Below are 21163 nucleotides of genomic sequence, written 5' to 3'. Positions count from 1 at the left end.
TACCAAGATCGATTCCGACAAGCGTTACTTCTTCCATGATGGTTCCCCTTGGTGATTGCCTCCATAGCGTACTCTTGCCGGGGAGGCGGGGGCGACCATCCCATTAACACAGTCCTATGCCTACCCGCTATTTTAAGGGGGAGACCATGTCCGGTGATTCAGGGGGCCGTTCCAAGCAAGCTGAAAGCTCGTGCTAAAAGCGGTGCTGAATCCCCAATTCGACGCTGGTGATAGCCATACCGTTTGCTGGAAGCCCTTGACTGTTATATGCAGTTTCGCTAGGCCACAGCCCGAACGCTGTGCCGGCGCTGTTATGCATATGCGCGTATGACGCAAAGAGCACCGTTCTCTTCGAAAGAGGGTAGTAATAACCTACCGCTAATACCGATGCCCCTGACGATTCGGTATGTGCTATGGTCCGCCATTCATAGGACGATTTAATTACTGAAAGTCCGATCGGAATCGTTACGCCCACCATGTACGCGTCGAGCGTATTTTGCGTCTGTAGCCTGTTTTGCAGGAAGTAGCCAAAGAGCTTCACGATATTGAAGTCATAGGACGCTCCCATCGTGTACGTTGTGTTGGATAGGGTCGCCAAAGTTGTACTCGCCACACTACCCGCAACTCTTGCATTCTCGTAACTACCTCCCACGAACAGCGGCCCATGCCGATAGTCAAAGCTGGCCGAGGTCATTTCTCCAAGATTGGTCGGAGCACTCGCACTTCCACTCGGCGCATACATAAGCCGTATCGTAAGCCCCCCGAGCAGCACCGGGGAAATGTACTGGATAGCGTTATTTTGGGTCGGAATAAAACCCCGGATCGGGTTGCGCGGCGGAATCTGTTGCGTCAGATTATAGATTGCACCGTTTTGCGCGCGACCGAATGGATCTGCTGCGTAGGTGAGCCAGAGCGCCGGCGTATACTGCCGACCAAACTGGAGAGTGCCAAGGGTGTTCTTCGCCAATCCAACATAAGATTCCGTGGCAAAAAAAACGTTGGGAACCTGACTCTGCCCGTTCGCGAGAGATGTCCAAGTTTCGAGTTTGAATGTAGCCGCAAGACCGCCACCCAAATCCTCTGTTCCTCTAAAGCCGACAAAAGAACTCTCGTTCGTCAGGAAAACGCCGTTGGAAGATGGTTTTGACGAGGTTCCAGAAAAGTGATTAAAATCAACCGCTGACTGAAGAATACCATAAAGCGTAACGCTACTTTGAGCATGTGCCACCAACGGCACAGTCATAGCCAGTGATACCATTCCTATCTTTGCACAATATTTTGCATTCTTCATAAATCGCCCTCCACTCCTTTTTAATAGATTTTTCTTTTTTTAGGTTACTCACAAATCGCCATCGTATTCGGCTTCACTTCTTAATAAAAATACTAAGCATTACTTAATTATTTTTCGATGCAATAGTCATGATCAGTTTTTGACCATGCCATAACTCGCACATATCTCTGCATCTGAGATTAAAAATCTTACCGGCACTTCAACTATGCTCGGCCTCTGCTACGCAGCCGATCAATTTGAAACCAAGTAGCAGAGTTCAAATCAAGCCGCCTGATGCGAACAGGCGGACTTCTGGTGATTCGCTCGTCAGACCTCGGCCGTCCCGCGGCGTTGTTCAGCTTCAATTATCGACTGGATCATCCGCCGGGCGCGGATCGGACCTGCGTCCGTCTTCAGTGCAACCGGAAAGCTGCTGGCGGCGTTCCCATGCATTGCTTGTTGCTGAATCTCCAGAATTTCCGCGTCTTCATCGAAAGTATTACTCGACTGCTGTCGAATATATTCGGTAAGCTCGCTATCTTCGCGCAGGTATTGACGAGCGACACCCCAAAAATAATGAGAGGTAGTTGGCGTTTCGGGCGTGACAAGGTGCATCACTCGACGCTCAAGAGCATCCGTTTTAGTTCCCGTCACGGGGTACGAGCCATTTTCGATCACATGGAAACCCGGCGGCCGAAAGATAGTCGTATGCCAGCGGTTGATGTTAGTTTCGAAGCCAGTGGCACGCTTATAGAACGGAGGCGGCTCGCAATTTTCAATATCCCGATGGACGCGGACTTCACCGTCCGTCGACGTCGTGGTAACAGGCGCCTCCGCTACCGCCTCATTGCCAATCGTACGTTCGTGAACGTAGGCTTCGTGAGAGAGATCGAGCAGGTTATCGTTCATGAACTGGTAATTGGCCTTAACCAGGTGATAGCCATTACACGCCGCCCACTCCTCGTCCTTCATCCAGTGGAAATCCGGGATCTTCTCCACGTCCGCTGGCTCATCACCCATCCACACCCAAACCATCCCGAAGCGCTCCACGACCGGAAAAGCACGAACCTTCGCCTGTGACGGAATGTGAGCCTGACAGGGGATATGTACGCAGCTCCCATCCGATGCGATACGGATACCATGATATGTGCAGCGCACCGCGTCGCCGGTCAACGTACCCTTGGAAAGAGGAATACCTCGATGCGGGCATCGGTCTTCGAGCGCAACGGCAGTGCCGGCCTCTGTGCGGAAAAACACCAGCTTCTGCTCGATAATTTGTCGAGCAACCAATTCTCGGGACAGCTCATTCTCGAATGCTGCTACATACCATGCATTTTTGATCCACATCTCTACACCTGTCTTTCGATTGGCATCGCGCAAACCGCTATGCCGAGCGTTAAAAGAATCTCATTCGCGAGTCAGATCAAGACCTGCTCGAGAGTTTGCGGCGCAAAAAGTTCGTCGATTCGCAACTGTCGTGGCGACAACCCCTGCTGGTGGTGATAACGAAGGAAGGCATTAAGCGTTGCCTCGTTTCCGGAGACACCGTATCGCCAAAAATCCTGCCCCATCGCTGCGACCGCATCCGTGTAGTCGCTTGCTAGCCAAGGAAGCGATACTTTTAGAGCACCCACCTCCGACAGCTCATTAAGCGCATGATTTTTGGCCTGAAGAAATGCTTTGAATACACTTGCAGGCAACCATGGATACTGTTCGACCAATTCGTTCCGGATACCGAGTACATGCATGATGGGAAAAATACCGGTTCGACGGAAATAGTCCTGTTCTACCCGCCTGAAGTCCGGGAAGAGTCGGGCGATGGACGGATGCCCCTCGGCAAAGAGACGAGGCGCGCGCGGAGCCACCAATGCATCAATGCGACCATCGAGCAGCCACTGGCTTAGCGTCTCGTCAGTTGGGATAGGCGCGAGTTCCACTCCGGGTGGTAGCGAAATGGATACTTTCTCGTGACGGCCTGGTTGCTCGACACCACCGCTATACCAGTGGATGTGGGCTGCCGAGACCCCATATTCGTCTTCGAGAATACCTCTAACCCAGACAGGAGCCGTCAACTGATATTCCGGCACACCCACCTTGCGTCCCTTCAGATCGGCGGGTTCCTTGATACCCGCCCCAGTACGAACATAGATAGCAGAGTGGCGAAACATTCGCGACATAAATACAGGTATTGCGACATACGGGGAAATACCTTTGGCACGCAATACCGTATAACTGCTCAACGAAAGTTCCGCCACATCGAATTCCTTCGAGCGCAATGCACGAAAAAACGTCTCTTCGACTGGAAGATTAAAAAACGTCGGCGAACAACCTTCAATACGGACAGTGGAGCCGAACAGCGCACTCGTGCGATCGTAATCCCAGCAGGCGACCGTAAGCGGTAAAGTCATTGGTTCCTCGACCTGTTTATCAAAACGTAGTAGTGGCGTAAGGCAACCTCGCGCCTTCCTTAATGGCCGTCAGCGGCAACTACGCGCTCCGAAGTCGGTTGATTGCCCGTTGGATTGCCTTTTGCTCGACGAACCCAGCCAAGCAGAGCGACAGCGATCGCCGCCAACACCAACGGAAAAGCTGCGGCCACAAAGATCTGTGAGATCGACCATTTCGCGGCCACCAGCAGCCCGGTAGCAGTTGCTCCAACAATGGAGCCGATGCGGCCAAAAGCCAAGGTCCAACTTACGCCCGTTGCCCGACTAGCAGTCGGATAAAAGCTGGCAGCCAGAATGTTCGTACCCGTGGTCGTTCCACCAGTGCCAACGCCGATCACAAACAGCGTCAGATAGGCGAGGATCGGCGCGCCAATCATATTGCCGAAAGATACGAGTGCCGCGCACGCAGCTATAAACGCTGCACACAGCACGAGCTGCGGGTTGCAACGATCCATTAACAAGCCCAGCAAAATGGCCCCAAACGTATTACCGAACAGATAGCAGGAAGTCATCGTGGCAGCCGTGCTGAGCGATGCGCCAGATTCATGAATCAGGACAGGCAGCCAGCTACTCAGAAAATAGACGACAAGTAGCGCACCAAATGCGGTGATCCACAGTAACAACGTCCCGCTTACTAAACCTCCGCGAAATAGTTGCGTGACCGGAAATCCCTTAGGAGCGTGCTCTGTGCAAACGAGCCGCACACCCTGAAGCGACACATCCGGAAAAACGGCAGACATCGTTTGGCGAACCTCTACGTCTGGAGTGCCTCGCGCGATCTGATATCGCACCGATTCCGGTAGCCAACGAACCAGCACTGGTGCCAGTATGAGCGGAAGCATACCTCCCACCACAAACATCGAAGGCCACCCGTAAGCCTGAATCGCCTGCGCCGCAAACAGACCTGCTACGGCACCACCGACTGCTAGTCCACAGCCGATCGGTGCAACCAGACTGGCACGCAATCGCGTTGGGCTGTACTCCACTGCCAGCGTATAGGCGTTCGGCATGGCACCGCCCAACCCAAGACCAGTCACGAAACGCAACGCTATCAATGCGATCAGCGAAGGGGCAAACGCAGATGCAAACGACGCCACGCCGAACAGGATGACGGACCAGATAAGCGTCACGCGCCGCCCGACGCGATCTGCAATCGGGCCGAAGACGAATGAACCTACAGTCAGGCCCAGGAGACCTACACCGAAGAGCGGGCCAAGCTGCGCGGGCTGTACTCCCCAGTGGGCTCGAAGTTGTGGTGCCACGTAACCGACGACGACAGTATCGTAGCCATCGAGAATCAGGATCAGCAGGCAAAGACAAAACAATCGGATTTGCCGGAATCCAATCCGTCGCTCATCCACGAACCGCTGTACATCTATTGTTTCCTCTGCGAGGCTCACTACCGTCTCCTTTTCTTTATCGAATTCCCTACGCAAAAAAATCCGCTATATGTCAAGCACCAAAACATCGGATACCGCTCTTGAGCAGCAGGGTAAGATCTGATCATTCACTGCCTTTTCGTTTTCCATCAGGTACGCGTCCCGATGTTCCGGGATACCGTCCAACACTCTGGTCAGGCATGTTCCGCACACACCCTGTTCGCACGAGACTGGAATCTCCACACCGATTCGGGCCAATGCCTTCACAATGGATTCCTCTGGCATTACTGTCACGCTCGCACCAGATCTGGCCAGCCTAACGGTAAAGGGACTGCCACCTGTATCGGTACCTGTTTGCGGTAGGCCAAAGTGTTCCCGGTGCACGTTGTTGGCGTTCCAGCCGAACGTTTTCGCTGCATCAAGGACCGCGGCGATGAAACCGGAGGGGCCGCAGACGTAGAGATGTGCACCCTGCTCCGGCTGACCGAGAACTTGCTCGAAATTGATGCGGGTTCCCTCCGCGTCGAGATAAAGGTGCGCGCGATCTGCAAGCCCGAGCGCTTCCAAATCGTCACGTAGTGCCATCCGAGCTGTATCTCGCGCACAGTAGTGGAGTTCAAATGATGCGTCATCTTCGTGGAGCTGATACACCATGCTCAAGATAGGTGTAATTCCGATGCCCCCTGCGACAAGCACCGAGCGTGTGGCCCCATCGACCAGAGAAAAATGGTTGCGGGGCTCGCTGATCTCAACGATATCTCCCTCATCGATCGTGTGCATCGCGACTGAACCACCTCGGGACTGTGGATCCTGAAGAACAGCGATCACATACTGGTGACGCTCTCGGGGAGCGTTGCATAGCGAATATTGACGAACGAGACCCGGACGGATAAACACGTCGATGTGTGCGCCAGCTGTGAACGGCGGTAATGGAGCGCCATCCACGCGCTCCAGTTCGAACCGGCAGATACCCTCGGCCGCACGCTGCTTCTTGATGACCTTGACTTTAAACATCCTGCTACCCTTCTACCCTGTGTCGATCGCGTTCGTAAACGCGTTGCGATGTACTGAGCGATTGGCGTGTTTCCACGTCTTTACGCTGCCGCCAGCACTCCGTGAGGATCAATGACAAACTTGCGGGGAACACCGGAATCGAATTGTGCGTAGCCGGTCGGAGCGTCGTCGAGCGAGATCACCTGAACGTTCACAACGTCCGCGATGTTGATCCGATCCCAGAGAATTGCTTGCATGAGATTGCGGTTGTATTTCATGACAGGAGTCTGGCCGGTAAAGAAACTGTGCGACTTCGCCCAACCAAGCCCAAACCTGACGGACAGGCTGCCGCGTCTAGCAGCTTCGTCCACTGCACCTGGGTCGTCAGTCACGTACAAGCCAGGAATGCCGATACTGCCTGCCACCGAGGTAACATCCATCAGCGCATTCAACACTGTGGCTGGCGCTTCCTGTTGTGAGCCATTGTGCCCGTGCCCCCGCGCTTCAAAACCAACGCAATCGATGGCGCAATCGACTTCGGGCACACCAAGGATCTCTTCGACCTGTTCAAGCAAGGTCGCATCCTGAGACAGATCGACAACTTCAAAGCCAACCTTGTGTGCGTGAGCAAGCCGGTCCTTGTTCACATCACCCACGATGACAGCAGCAGCCCCCAACAGGCGAGCAGACGCCGCAGCGGCAAGCCCGACCGGACCGGCACCAGCGATATACACCGTTGCCCCCGGTTTCACACCGGCTGTCACCGCGCCGTGATACCCCGTAGGCAGAATGTCGGACAGACACGTCAGGTCCCGGATCTTGGCAAGCGCAGCGTCCCGATCCGGAAATTTGAGGAGATTGAAATCAGCATACGGCACCATGACATATTCGGCCTGCCCACCAATCCACCCTCCCATGTCTACATACCCATATGCACCGCCTGGGCGGCCAGGATTCACGCTGAGGCAGACCCCGGTGTTTTGCCCCTTACACATTGGACAACGCCCACATGCGACATTGAACGGAACAGAGACGAGGTCACCGAGAGAAAGTGTCGTAACGTCGGACCCAAGTTCAATTACCTCGCCGGTGATCTCATGTCCTAGCACCAATCCGCGCGGAGCAGTAGTTCGTCCGCGCACCATATGCTGATCGGAACCACAGATGTTCGTGGACACAACGCGCAGGATTACGCCATGGTTCGCCTTGCGCCCGGCAGGATCAACGAGCTTCGGGAAATCGATATTGGCCACCTCCACTTTCCCCGGCTCAACATAAACGACACCTCGGTTGGAACTCATCATTCATCCTCATGTAGCTCTGGACTCCGGCAACAAAACGACCGCGCGTCTATCAGCGATTATTTTGGTAGGAATCCAAATTAATATTCAAGATAGTCTGGATAAGCCACTCAGACACCATACTTCGGTACGACGGACGAGTACAGTTAGGCGTTGGCGCTAGCCTGTTGGGACAGATGGTCTACGATCCGCTTCACGCGATTCGCCGCTGCGTCAACGTGAATGTCGATATTTCGATGGCTCGGAAATCGGCCTAGGCTGCGATGCTGCGCTTCCACGACGGTCTTGTCTTCCATAAACGTATGTGCAGTTTGCTCATACACCGCCTCGAGATTTGGATATTCTGAGGAAAACTCGTTGCTTGCGATCGTCCAGAAGTAATGCGTCGACGTTTCAGTTTCGGGCGTAATTCCATGAAACCCACGCATGTGAAATCCGCCTCGGCTCTCGTCATCGAGAGATTCGGTTCCCACGTCGGCCGCACCCGTCCAGATTTTCAGGTAAGTCAGATCGAACTCGATCTCCTGCCACCGATCCACTTGCCCAGTAAAGGGCCATGCGTCGGTATACGTCTTGGGAGGGCGAGAGTCCCTCATCCAGCGCGTAACCTTGACGGTCTCACCCTGTTGCGCAACCCGCATCTCCGCTTCCATATGGGTCTTCGGGTCGCCGCCGATCGTCTGCGTATGCACGTAACCCAGATGGCTAAGGTCCATCAGGTTGTCGTGGATCAACTGATAGGGAGCTTGATAGTGGAAAGCATCACCCTTGAACTGATATCGCTGATCGGAATGCCACGGGTACGAGGGTGGCTCGGACGTTGGCAACTCGCCGCCTTCAGCGGACATCCAGATCCAGACAATCTGGTCCTTTTCGATCACGTCATATCGACGCACGCACGCTCGCGTCGGGATCGTCGGTTGACCGGGTATTTCGATACACTTACCCGTTCCATCGAAAAGCAAGCCGTGATATCCGCATCGGAGGCCGCCTTCCTCCACGGTGCCGAATGACAGCGGCAACGCTCGGTGACAGCATCGATCTTCTAGCGCAACCACCTTGCCATCGACCAGGCGAAACAGTACAACCGGTTGGTTCAAAAACGTCCGGGCGAGAGGTTTATCGGCGATCTCCCAAGCCAATCCCGCGACGTACCATTGATTCATCGGAAACACGATCTCTCCTTTGTTCAATCGTCATATTCAGCACACTCAATATGACGATCAGTATACTCACTATCATTCACTGTACAACGCCAATTGACTCAGGTTAAACCCTGATCCGATACTGGAAATTTGGGGACACAACAATGACCACGATAAGCGAAGACGATCTGCTTACAACCGACCTTTACGATCAGCCCGGCCACTTGGTACGGCGGGCACAACAAATTGCCGTCTCGATGTTTCATGCTGTGATCGGGACGCACGTCACCCCCGTGCAGTACGCCGTCTTGCGCATCCTTCAAGGTCATCCCAATATTGACCAGAATACGCTTGCAAGCCTATGCGCCCTTGACACGTCAACAACGGCGGCACTCGTGGCACGACTAGAGGAGCGAGGTTTACTCGAACGCTCAGTCAACCCCAAAAATCGGAAATTTCGCCTGGTGCGGCTCACCGAACTGGGCGCTGACCTGCTTCATGACCTCGTCCCAGCCGTACATGAATTACGCCGTCAAATGCTCGCTTCGTTCGCGCCCGATGAGCAGGATCAATTCATGACCTTGCTCAAGAAATTTGTTAAGTTGAATAACGAACAAAGTCGCGCACCCTTTCGAGGAAGAGCCGCGCTGGAATAGAAGACAACGGTTGAAACGCATCGCTGATCGCTTCGTGGATTGGTCGCAGTGATTGGCAGCAGATTGTTGATTTGCACGGAATTCTGACCCACAGGGGATGCGGACAAAATCTTGGACTACTTTGGAGGTAGTCCATGTATTCATACGAAGAGCGCGTTCGGGCGGTCGGGCTGTACCTGAAACTAGGGAAGCGCATCAAGGCGACAATCCGCCAGTTGGGCTACCCGACGAAGAATTCTCTCAAGGCGTGGTGTGAGGAATTCGAGAAGAGTGGCGATCTGCAGAAAGAGTATGTTCGCGTAAAGCCGAAGTACTCAGAAGAACAGAAGAACCTGGTACTCGAGCATTACATCAACCACGGGTGCTGCGTCAGCTTCACCCTCAGGACATTAGGCTATCCCTGTCACCAGATACTGACGGCGTGGGTTCGCGAGCGCTATCCGGAAACCAGGAAATGCGCGGTTGGCAAGACAGGCCGACCGGCCGTGTCATTGGCGTCCAGGCGGCTTGCGGTGTACGAACTGTGCACACGGCAAGGAAGTGCATGGGCGGTGGCGCGAAAGCTGGACGTCGACAGGGTGTCGCTGTACAACTGGAAAAACCAGTTACTCGGCCCAGAGGCCCCTGCATCCATGAAACGCGACAAGGGATCACCCGCAGAGACGGATCGGGACGAACTGGAGCGGCAGGTCGAAGGGCTCCGGCGCGACATTCGCAATCTGCAGCTTGAACACGACCTGTTGAAGAAGGCGAATGAACTCCTAAAAAAAGACCTGGGCGTCGACCTGCCACTCCTGAGCAACCGGGAGAAGACGACGCTGGTTGACGCCCTGAGAGAAGAATACGGTTTGACTGAGCTGCTTGAGCGGTTGGACCTGGCGCGCAGCTCCTATTTCTACCATCGGTCACCCATACGGGGCACCGACAAATATGCAGAAGTCCGTCGTACTGTTGCAGAGATCTTTGAGGACAATCACCGATCCTACGGCTACCGTCGGGTGCAAGCAGCACTCAGCAGACAACGGGTGTTCCTATCGGAAAAGGTCGTGCGTCGCCTCATGAAACAAGGCGGCCTCTACGCAGCCAGGCCCAAGCGGCGCCGGTATCGTTCTTATGTTGGGGAAATTAGCCCGGCCCCAGATAACACCATCAATCGCGATTTCCACGCTACGACCCCCAACGAAAAGTGGCTGACGGATATCTCCGAGTTCCAGATCCCGGCGGGGAAGGTATATCTATCGCCCATGGTCGACTGCTTCGATGGCATGGTAGTCAGCTGGTCGATTGGCACAAGCCCCGACGCAGCGCTCGTGAATACGATGTTAGATGCGGCTATCGAGACCGTGACCGAGGACGATGAAACGCCGATCGTGCATTCCGATAGAGGTGGCCACTACCGCTGGCCTGGCTGGCTGTCGCGAATTGCAAAGGCTAATCTGGTCCGATCCATGTCGCGTAAAGCCTGCTCACCAGACAACGCGGCCTGTGAGGGATTCTTCGGCAGGCTGAAGACCGAGATGTTCTATCCAGGGGACTGGCGTTCGACAACCATCGCGGAGTTCGTTGAAGCACTGAACTCCTATATTCGCTGGTACAACGAAAAACGGATCAAGAGCTCCCTTGGCTATCTCAGTCCCATTGAGTACCGTGAAAGCCTCGGATTAACGACGTAAATCAGTCCAAGAAAATGGCCGCATCCCCCCGATCAAGTGTTGCATTGCCGTCGTGCCAGTGGAACATCAATTCGGATCCGAAATCATTGCTTCGCGATCATGTCTTGAAGCACGCCATTCTGCGAAAACAGAACCGGCTTGCCGCCCGCATCGATCACGGCCGCGGTCAGCGTCGCGCGATCCGGACGCTGGGTGACCTCAAACGATGAGCCATCGGCACGTTGCTTCAGCACCAGACCGTCGAGCCCGACTCCAATCAGTCCATCGCCCGCAGCGACGATATCGGTGATCGAACTTTTTGCTCCCGACTTCAGCGGCACCCAGGTCGCCCCGCCATTACTACTTTGATACAGGCTGCCGAGCAGGCCGCCAACGACGATCCGGCCATCGGGCATCGCTACACCGCTCCACAACGAACCCTTGCCGCCCGTCGCCATGTAGGTCCAGTTCGCGCCGCCGTCGGTCGACTTCAGCACCGTCCCCTGCTCTGACGTAATGTAGAGCACGCCCTGTCGATCGGCGAAGATGTGGTACAGGTTGCGGTCCGCCTTGCCTCCGCCCGGCGGCTTTGCCACCGTCACCCTGGTCCACGTCTTGCCGGCGTCATGGGTCGCGAGCATCAGCGACCACAAGCCCACGGCGATACCGTCCTGAGCATTGGTGAAGCGCACTGAGAACAACGGCTGGTCGACCGAGATGTCCATCCGTTGCCTCTGCCACGTCTGGCCACCGTCACTGGTGGCCAGAATCACTCCCCACTGCCCCACTGCCCAGCCGTGCTGCGCATCGGCAAACGTCACCGCAGACAGCGTGGCCGAAACGGGCACCTGCTGCGACTGCCGCCACGTCTTTCCATCGTCATCCGAAATAACGATCACGCCGTGCTCGCCCACGGCCACGATGCGCTTGCCCGCATGCGTCACGTCCAGCAGCATCATGTGGGACGGTTCCGCCCACGCACGGGCGGGTTTCGCCGCCCAGTCCGTCACCGCGCCCTGTGACTCGGCGAAGGCCGCTGCGCTCACGCACAGCGCCAGGCACGTTACAAGAGTCCTGATCATGCTTTGCTTCCTTTGATTGCGTCTTCAGGCGTCAATGGCTGAACAAACCCGGCGCGCGGGCCGGCTTGCGGCGCGGAAACCAGCGCTCCAGCAACGAGGCCAACGCGGGCAGCGCCGTCATCGCCATCAGCAGATTGACGAGGAACATGAATGCGAGCAGCTTGCCCATGTCGGCCTGGAACTTCAGCGCCGAGAAGCTCCACGTCGCCACCCCGATCGCCAGCGTGATCGCCGTAAAGATCGTCGCCACCCCCACCTCCAGCATTGCGTGCTGCACCGCCTTTACGATGTTCTGGCCACCCGCCAGATGCACCTGCAGACGGTTGTAGATATAGAACGCATAGTCCACGCCGATCCCCACGGCCAGCACCATCACCGGTAGCGTCGCCACCGTCAGTCCGATCTGCAACTCCTTCATGAACCAGTAGCCGATAAAGGTCGCCACCGTCAGAGGCAGGCAGCACGCCAGCATCGCACGCCAGTCGCGATACGCCAGTAACACCAGCACCAGGATCGCCGCATACACGTACAACATCATCGGCAGCTCGCTCTTTGCCACTTCCTCATTGGTCGCCGCCAGCACACCCACATTGCCCGCAGCCAGCCTCACCGTGATGCCTGCGAACGGATGCGCTGCGCGATATGCCTTCACATCGTCCAGAATCCGGTTAATCGTCGTCGCCTTGTGATCCGAGAGGAACAGGTGTACTGCCGTCATGGAGCAGTCCGCCTTCATGAAGCCCTTCACACGACCGACGTCGACCGATACCGCTCCGTAGTTTTCCGGATCGATCGGCACCACGCTCATCTTCGGATAGTCCTCGTTATATCCCTGGTTGTAGCGGCGCAGCATTCCCGAGTAAGACTGCACTGACACTACACCCGGTTCCGACTGCATCGTGCTGGCAAAGTCGTCTTCGTACAGGCCCACCGCCGGGTTGTCACAGGCCTTACCCGTCGACTCGATGGCCACCGTAAGCCAGTCGAGGCCGATGTCGTAGCTGGAGGAGATCGAGGTCGCATCGCGGTTGAACTGCGCATCCGCGCGCAGCTCGGGCGCGCCCGGCTGCAAGGTGCCGATCACGCGGTCACGGCTTTGCCAAGCAGCCAGCCCAAGCACGACAACTGTCAGGGCCAACGTGAGGCTCGCGAACTTCGGCTCGGCCACACGCGCCAGCACGCGCAGCGGCTTTGCGCGCTGCTGCGCACGCCTGAGCGCGTTGTCGGCATAGCTCTTCGTGAAGTTGAAGCACGACGCCGCCACCGGCAGCAGGATCAGGTTCGTCACGATCTTGTACGCGACGCCAAGCGACGCGGTGATCGCGAGCTCGCGCACCATCGGGATCGGGATCAGCAGCAGCGTGATGAACGACACGAATGCCGTCACCAGCGCCAGCACGCCCGGAATCAACAGGCCGCTGAAGCTGTGGCGTGCCGCGTCGTACGAGCTGTTGCCGTGCGCGATCTCCCGCACGATGTAATTCACCTGCTGCACGCCGTGCGAGACGCCAATGGCGAACACGAGGAATGGCACTAGCACCGCGAGCGGATCGAGCCCGAAACCCAGCAGCTTCAGCGTCCCGAACTGCCAGACCAGCGAAGTCAGCGAGCACGAAACCAGCAGCGCCGTGAAGCGAAGCGAATGGCAGTACCAGTAAACGGCGAGCGCGGTCAACAGCAGAGCGACGCAGCAGAAGCCGAGCACGGCGGTCGCACCATCGGCGATGTCTCCAATCTGTTTGGCGAAGCCGATAATCTGGATGTCGTAGCCGGCGTCCTCGAACGGCTTGCGGATCTGCGCCTCGAGCAGGTGGTTGAACGCCACGTAGTCGAGCACCTTGCCGTTACGGTCGCGCTCGTTGAGCTCGGCCGTGATCATCGCGCTGTCTTCGTTGTGCGAAACGAGCGTGCCGACATAGCCCCCGAGCGTCGTCGCACGGCGGATCTTCGCAACAATGTCGGGCGTGAGCTGGTCGGGCGTGATGGTACCGGAGATGATCGGCTCCGCACGAAACCCCTCAGCCGTGATTTCATTCACGTAGGCGTTCGGCGTCCATAGCGATTGCACGCCAATACGGTCCACGTTCGGCAGGTACGTGACGGCCTGGGTCACCCTGTACAGCCGCGTGAGCCCCTCCTTCGTCCAGATCGGGCCTTTGCGTGCACGCACCACGACGGTGATCCGGTTCGCGCCGAGCAGGTCGTTCCGGTACTTCTGGAACGTCTGGATGTACTCGTGTCCAATCGGCATCTGCTTTTCGAAACCCGCATCCATGCGCAACTGCACGGCGAAAACCGCCATGACGGCCGTAAACACGCCGATCGCCACGAGCACACTCACACGATGACCGAAGAAAAATCTTTCCAGACCACTGACCAGACGATTTAGCACGGCGTTATCCCTTCAAGTATTCCGACGGCGCACAGCGTGCACCTTCTCTCACAGGCTAACCTGTCAGAAATTCCGGGTGACAAACATCCCGACGAAATTGCGATCTGCGTAGGGCTGACCGACCGTCTGGTGCCCCCCGAAGAACAACGTGTAATTGATGCCCGCCTGCCAGACGGTTGGATTCTGGTTGAACAGCACGTACAGGTTCAGCGACTTCGCGCCCTGCAGGTAGTTCGCGACGAGCGTTGGCGTATAGCCATAAAGCGCGTCGGCGAACGTCACGCCAGGCGTCACCTGCCAGCCATGGATCAGGGTGCCGTCATAGGTCCAGTTGAAATCGACCGTCGCGCCCACGGAACTCGATGTACCCTGTGCCATCGCGATCGGATAGCCCGCATCGGAGTTATTGTTCAGCCACGGCAGATAACCTGCCTGGGGCACCTGCGTCACGGTCTGTCCGTTGACCGTGCGCGTGACGCCGCTCGAACTCACGCCGGGGTAGTAGATCCAGGTGAGTTCCCATGTCAGCGCCGCCGCATCCGCGCCGATCAGCTTGAGAAACGGATACTCGCTGCGTGTCAGGGCCAGAATGCCGTTGATGTCGTACTGGAATTTCTTCTTGTCAGCCCATTGCTGGCAATTGACGCCGGCTACGCCGTTGGTGTTCGCATCCAGCGGGCCACCCGCGCCATAGCAGCTCGATAACGCTACCGCGTCATGAGGTCGATATGACAATTCTGTGCCGATTGCCCAGTTACCCACCCCGAAATTCGCACTCACGCCAAAAAGCTGGCGGTTCTCCAGATACGACCACTGCCCCGTTCCGTTTGCCAGCGATGAAAGAACCGGTGACTTGTCGGTATAGTTTTCGTAATAGAACGCAAAGTTCGCGTCGAACGAGCGCGGCGAATAGTTGAACTTCAGGCCGAACTGCGGCTTGTATTTTGACGGCGCCTGCCAGTTCACCGGAATGCCGATAACGTTATCGGGCAGTCCAGCAAATGCCCCATTGACGAGCCCGGTGTTGATGCCGTTGATCACGTCCTGGTTGCCGCTGTTTGCCCCGGCGATCGTCCCCGCACTGGGACCGGCCACGTTAAAGTTGTTCGTGTTGACCGTGAGCGGTTCCGCGCCGCGACCCAGGACGTTCGTGGTGGACCAGAACGATCCGACCGGCGGGAGACGGTTCCCATTCCACTGGAACTGGTAGTAATCCTCAGTACTGAAGCCATGGCCCAAATCCGCGGCAAAGCTCACCATGGGTGCGGGCAGCAGCGCCTGCTTCAACTGCGAACCCGGAATCAGCAACTTCTGGATATCGAGCGAGTTGGTGGCGTTGATGCCGCCCTGCGCGAAGATGCTCTCGCCCCAGTTGATCACCTGGTTGCCCAGTCGCACGTGAGCGGCTCCGTTGTTGATCGTGAAATCCTTCTCGGCCCACAGGTCGAGCAGTTGCGCATTGTAGACAACCTGCGCCGAAGCGGTGCTCGAGAGTGGTGTGCGGTTCGTGTCGCCCGCGAGAAAGTCGTACATGCCCGTGCCACGGACCATGAACTTGAGCCCGGCGCTGGGCATCTTCAGCAGCAGTTCGCTCGTGGCGCTGACGTAGGTGCTGAACGGCTGGCCCTTGCGGTAGTTCAGGTCACCATTGTCACCGAAGCCCCACTGGTTGACGTTCGCCTCCGCGCCGCAACCGAACGCGTTCGGATCGCCCGTGAGCGAACAACTCGGGCTTTTGGTCCGGATCGCCGCACCTGCGGTAAGGTTGGTCACCCACGAACCGGTAAGATCGTTAAGCCCCGTCGTGAATTCATAGCCGTAGGCACTGGAGGTCGCTACGCCCAGAATGGCCAGCGAAATCGCCGTACGTTTCCCATTGATCATCGTTCTCATGTTCGTCTCCTGCCGTCTCCCTTGACGCCGGCGCGCGTGGTCGTGCGCGTGCAGCTCCCCTCTCGTACCTGCGCCAGATATCGGCGCTCGCTCACCGACTTCAGCGATTCCGCCGCTAAGAAGTCCGACTTCAAGCGCAGATTGTCGACCTGCTGGTATCAGCAAATGTCCTTGCCCTGCCCAACGAACGATCCGTCGAACACGTAACGCCCGTCATTCAGTTCGTACTGGGCAAGTGGCCCGCTATTGCGAGCGCCGTGCAGTTTTCACCCATGCCGCTCGATGGAATCGCGCATACTCAATCTGTGTCACCGTTCTCCGGCCATCAGTGATACGCTTCATTTAACTTTGCATTCCTACATGTATTATCAGAACTCTGCTTCGTAAACTACTCTGGACCGACCGACAAGCACCCCACCCCGCGATGCACGCGCGTCGCGCAAATTCGGAGCTCCAGTGCTATCGAGTTAACCTTGTGGCCGTTATTCCCCACCTTAACTGCCCCTTGCCACCAAATCGAACTGGGGGCGTGAATCCATATAGCTATATCTCGATACGGGAAAGCCGCTGCTGAAGGCTACGCTCTGCACGCCGAACACGTTGTATCAAAGACCATCAATTGCGCCTTAATGACCTAATAGTAGCGCCGTCACGACCTACCAACAAGGCAAAAAAAATAGGGAAAACACTGACTGACGAAGACGCTCCCACGCCTCTGCCCCCACTTCAGGACATAGCCGGTTTCTCAAGGGATTAAGTCTTCCCCATCAAGGGACGAATTCATGGTTGACGGATTAGGTCACAACAGGGATCACTTGGAAGCTGCTGACCGGTCCTCAGCCATGTCAAACTGGAACCGCTCGTTTGATGAAGGTTGGAAGAAGTTGCGGCAGCGCAGATTCCTGTGGCGTTTCCTGAAACGCCTGCAAGGACACAGTAACCACGGGTGCTCAAACCCGGCACGAGGGTGGAAGCGAAACGTGTCGCACAGGTTCACATGAGACGCCCAATGTCTGCCACGCCTGTTAACGGAACACTGACCTATGATTGTTAATAAGCGGGCGGATCATTTTTAAAGGAAAAAGACAAGGTAATCTCCTGCCTCCGTGGACCACGTCGTTGACGTCTCAATCGTCATTCTTTCGACGACTCAAAAGAACTCTCCTGCAGAATACGATTCGTAGCCTCGACAAGCGGCGTATCGATTCCACGTAGGTACTTACGCATTCCTTGCTTGGCTCCATGACGAATCGCCGACCCATCAACTAACCCGATTAGGAGAACAGCGATATGTTGACTTTGCTCCATTCCGCATCTCGCATCGGCCTTAGGAACAAGCTGTGCCAATGTCGACGTAAGCGAGTCATGCCATTCTGTAAGTACATGTCTTACTGTCCGATTCGATGCCGGCATGCTGTAACGCTGCGCAATCAAGCCTTTTTGCTATAGGCACTGCACCAACCGTTGCCCGCGACCGGCTTACCGCCGAACATGGGGCAAGGGGCGAACGCATCCTGAGGTTTGCCCTGATAGAACGCGCAAATTGCTGCAGACCTGGCCCATCACGTACCTCGCATACTTTGCTTTGTCGACCTTGGTCGCATCGGTCCTGTAACCGAGCGCGAGCGCCGTCGAATCGACTTCCGACACCTTGGCCACATCGGCAAAAGCAAGGCGCGAAAGCGCGAACCCCGTCGCGATGCTGGCGGTTTCGATCATAAAAATGCGGCGGGAAGTTCTCATGCAAATACTCTTCTATTGTGGAATTGGCGTGCCACCAAGGCACAGCGGCCTCAAAATACTATGGACTACGAATTATGTTTTCCTGGCACAAAGTGACCCGACAATTCGCTTTGGATTTCAAAACGCCCTCAACGCCCTGCCTCGGCAAGGAGTGCGCCTTACCCAGCAAACCCCGGAACCGTTTCGGTGTAGGTCCGCGAGCGGCGCAACAACTGCCAGCCGAACCACAGCATCCACAGCGGCAAGACGAGTACAACGACCGCCTCGCTTGCATTTGAAAGTGCATCGAATTCCGGGAAAAAACCAAACAGGAAGAAAGCTCCGAAAGCCCACCCGACGATCTTCAGGAGAATCGATCCCCTCCAACCCGCCCTCTTGAGCAGGTTGGCCGCAATCGGTGTCCAGAACAGCACGAGTGGACCTTCAATCCACCACAATCCGTTTTGAGTCGCATTGGCTATCGCCGTCCATACCGCTGCCGCTGCGCTTCTCGTGGCGTCGTCCCCACCCGCATACAGATGTGCGAGTGGATGGATGATCGCGAACTGCATGACCGCGCCTGTCACACCCACCACGACGTACAGCACGACGGCGAACGCCACCATGTTGCCGAGCGCGCCTAGCTCCTCACGGAATACATGCACGAAATAGCCACCGATGGCGAGGAAGGGCAGATAGAAGCCGAGCGTGTCGGCAACCATGCACCAGCGGAACAGATCACGGGCATCTGACGGCAGCACCAACATCGATGCGCCATGCAGCACCATATCCGTGTCCGAGCCTGTTACCGCCGCCGACAGCCCGACGTTCGCGTAGGCAAGAAGACCGCCGATAATGGCACTCCAGGCCGTGAAGCGCATTACGTTGCGCGAGGTCTGATTCATCATAGTCTCCGATGCGAATTGATTTCGATTCTTCACTTCGTGTCCGGCTTGAGGCTTGCGAGATAGCTGGCGACAGCCGCCCGGTCCTCCGACGACATAGCCGCAGCAAGGCTCTTCATGGTGCCCGTGGGTTCGGTACGCGCGCCGTCGGCAAAGGCGTTGAGTTGTTTCACCAGGTAGTCGTACCCTTGGCCCGCGAGACGCGGAAACTGGTCGTGACCCATCAACGCGGCACCATGACATGCCACGCAGGCACTGGCCTTGACCAGTTGCTCGCCTTTTGCCCGCAGGTGCGGATCGGGGTGGAAGTAGCGATTTTCGACGGGAATCTGCCGGGCGTAGTAATCGGCGACCAGCTTGATCTCGCTTGCACCCAGAGTCATCGCGAGCGGCCCCATGTTCGGATCACTCCGTTGGCTGCTGGCAAAATTGCGCAGTTGGGTTGCTACGTAGAGCGTCGGCTGCCCGGCAAGGCTCGGATAGCCCTGAGCGAGCGAATTACCCTTCACGCCATGGCAGCCCATACAGACATCGGTCAGATGCGGCCATGCCCCTCCGTCGGCAAGATAGGCCTTGGTCGAACTCGCAACATGGTTCTGCAGCCGATAGAGATCGAGAAAATCGCGGCCAAAAACGACCAGTAGCAAGGCAATGACCACGGGAACGGCAACCAGCAGAATTTTTTTCTTCACTATTGTTCTCCTACGCCCGACGCAATGCATTGAGCGCCTGCAACGCACCGTGATGGCCGGAGCGAACCGCGCCATCCATGTAGCCGGCCCAGATGTTTGCCGTTTCGGTGCCCGACCAGATCAGGTTCCCACATGACGGGCGCAATGCTTCACCATGCTCGCTCCAGAAGCCTGGGGGAATGGCGGAAACGCAGGTGATCGTCCATGGATCAACGCGACCCCAATCGTGGTCGTGGTAAGCCACGGGAGTCAGAGCCTCGCTGCCCAACGCCTGAGCATAGATTTCCGTCTGTATCCGCTTGGCCTCCTGCAGGTCGGAAGGCAGCAGCGCACCCATAGTGAAGGCATTGATGACGCCAATCTCGCCACCCGGCGGCGAGTTGTCGAAGGCCCAGATAATTGGACCGTTCATCTGGAAAATGTGACCGTTCAAGCCCTTATCGCGCCAGAAGGGGCGACGATAGACCGTCGCCGTCTTGCGCGCCGGCGAATGCCCCGGCCAGGCGCACTGCAATGCCGCGCGCTTTTCCGGCAGGGGTGGATCGAATTGCACCTGATGGCACAAGGCCGGATGAATGGCCATGATGACCTTACGTGCGCGCACCACCCCATGGTCCGTGTGCAGCGTGACGACCTCGCCGTCCCAACCGGAAATCTGGCGCACGGGTGTGGACAGACGCACCTTGTCGCCCAGTTGTTGCGCCATCTTCTTGCTGAGAATCTGCGAGCCGCCGATAAACCGTGTTTCCTGCGCGCTGTGCTTGATCTCGTCGAGCTGCGAGAAGTCGCAATCCGCCGAATTGACCATGGAAAGGAAATGCAGCAGCCCCATCTTCGCAGGCATGGCACCGCCGGAAAGTATCGACGAACCGTTCCAGCCCATCTGGTCTTCAGGCTTGATGTTCTGCTTTGCCAGCCAGTCACCCATTGAAAGCTTATCGAACTCCGCAACCCTAGGTGAGGTCCAGGGCGCCCCCGAAGGCACATCACGCGACAACGCACTCAGCTTGGCGCCGATGGTCTCGTCCGTGCCGAAGGTTCCTTTCAAGTCCACCTCCACACGTCCATCACCGCCAAGAATGACGGTCTTTCCGTCGTAGTAGGTAGGAAACGTGTCAACCCCGAGCTCGCGCGCCAGATCCGCCACCGCGGTCTGCCCCGGCCCGATCCATTGGCCGCCGACTTCCGAGACGAACCCGCCCGGACCAGGCACTTCGTAGTTGTACGTCCGGCCGCCTACACGATCCCGTGCTTCGAGGACGACGAAGGATTCGCAGCCTGCCCCGCGAAGGTCTCGCGCAGCGGTCAGTCCAGCCAGCCCGGCGCCGATGATGGCGACATCGAGAACGTCCCCTGAGCCTTGAGCGGTCGCGGCGGCATACGATTCCCGGGCTCCCATGGCGAGCGTTCCGACGGCTGCCGAAGCGCCGGCATACTTGAGCCATTGCCTGCGCTGCAAGTTGGCAGAGCCTTTGGGTGAAGATATTTTTGTCATAGTGCCTCTATCTAGTCCGGCCTGAATAATTCGTTTTGCGCGGCGTTAGCCCTCATGCCGTGAAGACGACAGTGGTCGAGCGGTTGAGCAAAGCGAACAGAACAAGGGCGCAAAGAAGCCGCAGCTTCCTGAGGATCAT

General features: G+C 56.9%; 15 protein-coding genes and 1 pseudogene. 2 read left to right on the top strand and 14 right to left on the bottom strand.

Annotated features, from left to right (window positions below; translation table 11 throughout):
• Positions 1-193: 193 nt before the first annotated feature.
• The 7 genes from G3N58_RS30595 to G3N58_RS30565 form a co-directional block, all read right to left on the bottom strand.
• Positions 194-1291, bottom strand: coding sequence for a porin (locus tag G3N58_RS30595; RefSeq protein WP_167037905.1), 1098 nt, complete (start codon positions 1289-1291; stop codon positions 194-196).
• 306 nt (positions 1292-1597) lie between these two features.
• Positions 1598-2617, bottom strand: coding sequence for an aromatic ring-hydroxylating dioxygenase subunit alpha (locus G3N58_RS30590; protein WP_167037902.1), 1020 nt, complete (start codon positions 2615-2617; stop codon positions 1598-1600).
• Positions 2618-2688: 71 nt separating this feature from the next.
• The gene (locus G3N58_RS30585; RefSeq protein ID WP_167037899.1) at positions 2689-3678 is read right to left on the bottom strand and encodes an ABC transporter substrate-binding protein; all 990 of its coding nucleotides are present in this window, start codon (positions 3676-3678) and stop codon (positions 2689-2691) included.
• Positions 3679-3737: 59 nt separating this feature from the next.
• Complete coding sequence (locus G3N58_RS30580) at positions 3738-5117, bottom strand: MFS transporter (RefSeq protein ID WP_167037896.1); 1380 nt, start codon at positions 5115-5117, stop codon at positions 3738-3740.
• Between the two features lie 45 nt (positions 5118-5162).
• Positions 5163-6110 carry a PDR/VanB family oxidoreductase gene (locus G3N58_RS30575; RefSeq protein ID WP_167037893.1) on the bottom strand — a complete coding sequence of 316 codons (948 nt, stop codon included), beginning with the start codon at positions 6108-6110 and terminating at the stop codon, positions 5163-5165.
• An 80-nt stretch (positions 6111-6190) separates the two neighbouring features.
• A complete protein-coding gene (gene fdhA, locus G3N58_RS30570) occupies positions 6191-7390 on the bottom strand; it encodes a formaldehyde dehydrogenase, glutathione-independent (protein WP_167038033.1) in 1200 nt (399 codons plus the stop codon).
• Positions 7391-7536: 146 nt separating this feature from the next.
• Complete coding sequence (locus tag G3N58_RS30565) at positions 7537-8556, bottom strand: aromatic ring-hydroxylating dioxygenase subunit alpha (protein ID WP_167038030.1); 1020 nt, start codon at positions 8554-8556, stop codon at positions 7537-7539.
• A 143-nt stretch (positions 8557-8699) separates the two neighbouring features.
• Here G3N58_RS30565 and G3N58_RS30560 point away from each other — a divergent pair, with 143 nt between their 5' ends.
• Together G3N58_RS30560 and G3N58_RS30555 are read left to right on the top strand one after the other, a co-directional pair.
• Positions 8700-9191, top strand: coding sequence for a MarR family transcriptional regulator (locus G3N58_RS30560; RefSeq protein WP_167037890.1), 492 nt, complete (start codon positions 8700-8702; stop codon positions 9189-9191).
• 134 nt (positions 9192-9325) lie between these two features.
• On the top strand, positions 9326-10864 hold the full coding sequence (locus G3N58_RS30555; protein ID WP_206001059.1) for an IS3 family transposase: 1539 nt from the start codon (positions 9326-9328) through the stop codon (positions 10862-10864).
• Between the two features lie 83 nt (positions 10865-10947).
• Here the strand turns inward: G3N58_RS30555 and G3N58_RS30550 are convergent, their stop codons facing one another.
• The 7 genes and pseudogenes from G3N58_RS30550 to G3N58_RS30520 all read right to left on the bottom strand — a co-directional run bounded on the left by G3N58_RS30550 (position 10948) and on the right by G3N58_RS30520 (position 21024).
• Positions 10948-11925 carry a YCF48-related protein gene (locus G3N58_RS30550; RefSeq protein ID WP_167037885.1) on the bottom strand — a complete coding sequence of 326 codons (978 nt, stop codon included), beginning with the start codon at positions 11923-11925 and terminating at the stop codon, positions 10948-10950.
• 31 nt (positions 11926-11956) lie between these two features.
• Complete coding sequence (locus G3N58_RS30545) at positions 11957-14317, bottom strand: efflux RND transporter permease subunit (RefSeq protein WP_167037882.1); 2361 nt, start codon at positions 14315-14317, stop codon at positions 11957-11959.
• A 63-nt stretch (positions 14318-14380) separates the two neighbouring features.
• Complete coding sequence (locus G3N58_RS30540) at positions 14381-16210, bottom strand: DUF1302 domain-containing protein (RefSeq protein ID WP_167037879.1); 1830 nt, start codon at positions 16208-16210, stop codon at positions 14381-14383.
• A gap of 1430 nt (positions 16211-17640) precedes the next feature.
• Positions 17641-17953 (bottom strand): annotated as a pseudogene (locus G3N58_RS30535) (high-potential iron-sulfur protein).
• Between the two features lie 158 nt (positions 17954-18111).
• Positions 18112-18837, bottom strand: a complete 726-nt coding sequence (locus tag G3N58_RS30530; RefSeq protein WP_241017294.1) for a hypothetical protein — start codon at positions 18835-18837, stop codon at positions 18112-18114.
• A gap of 32 nt (positions 18838-18869) precedes the next feature.
• The gene (locus G3N58_RS30525; RefSeq protein ID WP_206001058.1) at positions 18870-19529 is read right to left on the bottom strand and encodes a c-type cytochrome; all 660 of its coding nucleotides are present in this window, start codon (positions 19527-19529) and stop codon (positions 18870-18872) included.
• Between the two features lie 10 nt (positions 19530-19539).
• Entirely contained in the window at positions 19540-21024 is a 1485-nt protein-coding gene (locus G3N58_RS30520) for an FAD-dependent oxidoreductase (RefSeq protein WP_167037868.1), read from the bottom strand.
• Positions 21025-21163: the final 139 nt, after the last annotated feature.

This window comes from Paraburkholderia sp. Ac-20342, from assembly GCF_017104985.1.
Lineage (GTDB): Bacteria > Pseudomonadota > Gammaproteobacteria > Burkholderiales > Burkholderiaceae > Paraburkholderia.
The sequence above is the reverse complement of the archived record's forward strand: the minus strand, read 5'-3'. Positions and strand labels throughout refer to the sequence as shown.

Bases quoted from the DNA above. Each gene is read 5' to 3' on its own strand.
- G3N58_RS30590 (WP_167037902.1), bottom strand. From the start codon at position 2,617: ATGTGGATCAAAAATGCATGGTATGTAGCAGCATTCGAGAATGAGCTG.
- G3N58_RS30560 (WP_167037890.1), top strand. From the start codon at position 8,700: ATGACCACGATAAGCGAAGACGATCTGCTTACAACCGACCTTTACGAT.
- G3N58_RS30530 (WP_241017294.1), bottom strand. From the start codon at position 18,837: ATGAATCAGACCTCGCGCAACGTAATGCGCTTCACGGCCTGGAGTGCC.
- G3N58_RS30565 (WP_167038030.1), bottom strand. From the start codon at position 8,556: ATGAATCAATGGTACGTCGCGGGATTGGCTTGGGAGATCGCCGATAAA.
- G3N58_RS30585 (WP_167037899.1), bottom strand. From the start codon at position 3,678: ATGACTTTACCGCTTACGGTCGCCTGCTGGGATTACGATCGCACGAGT.
- G3N58_RS30540 (WP_167037879.1), bottom strand. From the start codon at position 16,210: ATGAGAACGATGATCAATGGGAAACGTACGGCGATTTCGCTGGCCATT.
- G3N58_RS30575 (WP_167037893.1), bottom strand. From the start codon at position 6,110: ATGTTTAAAGTCAAGGTCATCAAGAAGCAGCGTGCGGCCGAGGGTATC.
- fdhA (WP_167038033.1), bottom strand. From the start codon at position 7,390: ATGAGTTCCAACCGAGGTGTCGTTTATGTTGAGCCGGGGAAAGTGGAG.
- G3N58_RS30555 (WP_206001059.1), top strand. From the start codon at position 9,326: ATGTATTCATACGAAGAGCGCGTTCGGGCGGTCGGGCTGTACCTGAAA.
- G3N58_RS30595 (WP_167037905.1), bottom strand. From the start codon at position 1,291: ATGAAGAATGCAAAATATTGTGCAAAGATAGGAATGGTATCACTGGCT.
- G3N58_RS30520 (WP_167037868.1), bottom strand. From the start codon at position 21,024: ATGACAAAAATATCTTCACCCAAAGGCTCTGCCAACTTGCAGCGCAGG.
- G3N58_RS30550 (WP_167037885.1), bottom strand. From the start codon at position 11,925: ATGATCAGGACTCTTGTAACGTGCCTGGCGCTGTGCGTGAGCGCAGCG.